We start from the raw sequence: 1,624 nt of genomic DNA, 5'->3' as shown, positions 1-1,624 counted from the left end.
CCCGGCCCCACCCACCCACCCACTGACAGGAGGCAACGATGCCCGAGCTGACCACCGCCGCCTACGGCGCCGAATTCTGCATCTCGACCCAGAGCGACTACGTCCTGGGCTTCATCAACGGCGGCGACTCCACCCCCGACCAGACCGACGCCCTGTTCGACGCCCTGTTCGACGCCCTGCGGGAGGAGGTCGACGCGCGGCTTCCCGAGGGTGTGAGCTGGCAGCCGCGCACCGCCGATTTCCTGCACCAGGTCGGCACCCCGGTGCCCGACGAGCAGGAGATGCGCGAGATTTTTCAGGAGGCGTGGGCCGCTGTGGAGTCCCGCTTCGACAGCATCGAGCGGCAGATTTTCGGCACCCTGCCGGACAGCGTCGACGAGCTAGAGGTGGCCTTGCGGGCGATCGGGTCGCCGGTGCACCGGGCTCGGGTCGCCGGGATGCTGGTCGACGCGGGCATGCGGCAGATGGCCGCCAGGGTGCGTCAGGAGGCGATCTACGCGGCGACCAGGGAGCGCAGCGCGCAGGAGGTAGCCGAGCTGCTCAGCACCGGGCAGGCGGCGATCAAGAAGGCGATCACGAAGGCGATCAGTGAGCACAATCGCCGAGTTCTACCCTAGGGGTTGCGGCCGCGGCAATCGTGGCCGAAAGCCTCAACGGCGCCTGACCCGGACACGACGAAGCCGCCCCCGCTCCTGAGTCGAGGAGCGGGGGCGGTCCGGAGTGCCGCCCATAAACCCTTGTGTCTCTCAAGAGGTTCAGGTAGTATTCTCTTGACGGACACAAGAGAGGGGGTGACAATCAGAATGACGGACCGGATGGACCAGATCATCACCGCGGCGGTACGCCAGGGCTTCGCGGCCCGGCAGACCCGCACGGGCACGTGGGTGTTCTCCAAGGGCATCACCACGCTGGTCTTCCACCACACTCCGCGCACCTCGCGCGAGTGGATGTGGATGATCAACGCTCTGCGCGGTGCTGGTCTGCGCTTCCCGCCACGCGGGGAGTGACCAGCGGTGGGGCCGCGTGACGACGCGGCCCCACCCCATCCGGATGCAGACGGACACAAGAGGATGGAGTCACCAGCATGACACAGCAGCGGCAGTGGCGGGCGTTCGTGACCTGGCACCGCCCAACCCAGACCGTCGACGTCGACGCGCTCACCGAACTCACCCAGGCGTTGCCCGGATTCGGGATCGTCCACGACGACGGCGAAGCCGACCGCCTGGAAGCGGCGATGACCGTGGACGCACCCACGATGCGTCAGGCGTCCGAGGTGGCGCTGCGGTCGGCCCGGGCCGCCTACGGCCGGGCGCTAGGGACGGTGGCGGAGCCGGTGCGGCTGCGCGTGCTCACCTTGGAGGAGCACGACGCCGACACGGCCCGCCCCGCCCCGATGGAACTCATGGGCCTGCGGGAGGCCGCCGCCGAGCTGGGCATCAGCCCTCAGCGCGTCGACCAGCTGTCACGCACGAACCCCGAGTTCCCGGCCCCGGTGACCAGGCTGGCAGCCGGCCCGGTGTTCACCGCGGCGAGCATCCGGGCGGCGAAGACGCGTGGGTGGCAGCGCAAGCCCGGCCGGCCGCGCACCGACCTGAAACGAGAGGATGACTGATGGCCTGGAATT

3 protein-coding genes are annotated in these 1,624 nt (G+C 69.3%); all 3 read left to right on the top strand.

Annotated features, from left to right (window positions below):
• Positions 1–38: 38 nt before the first annotated feature.
• The 3 genes from KJS59_RS25185 to KJS59_RS25175 all read left to right on the top strand — a co-directional run bounded on the left by KJS59_RS25185 (position 39) and on the right by KJS59_RS25175 (position 1,612).
• Positions 39–617, top strand: a complete 579-nt coding sequence (locus KJS59_RS25185; RefSeq protein ID WP_213455447.1) for a hypothetical protein — start codon at positions 39–41, stop codon at positions 615–617.
• A gap of 186 nt (positions 618–803) precedes the next feature.
• Positions 804–1,007 carry a hypothetical protein gene (locus tag KJS59_RS25180; RefSeq protein ID WP_213455446.1) on the top strand — a complete coding sequence of 68 codons (204 nt, stop codon included), beginning with the start codon at positions 804–806 and terminating at the stop codon, positions 1,005–1,007.
• Between the two features lie 77 nt (positions 1,008–1,084).
• Positions 1,085–1,612 carry a hypothetical protein gene (locus KJS59_RS25175; protein WP_213455445.1) on the top strand — a complete coding sequence of 176 codons (528 nt, stop codon included), beginning with the start codon at positions 1,085–1,087 and terminating at the stop codon, positions 1,610–1,612.
• Positions 1,613–1,624 lie beyond the last annotated feature (12 nt).

The sequence above is a fragment of the Rhizomonospora bruguierae genome (assembly GCF_018397995.1).
GTDB classification, from domain to species: Bacteria; Actinomycetota; Actinomycetes; order Mycobacteriales; family Micromonosporaceae; genus Rhizomonospora; species Rhizomonospora bruguierae.
The sequence above is the reverse complement of the archived record's forward strand: the minus strand, read 5'-3'. Positions and strand labels throughout refer to the sequence as shown.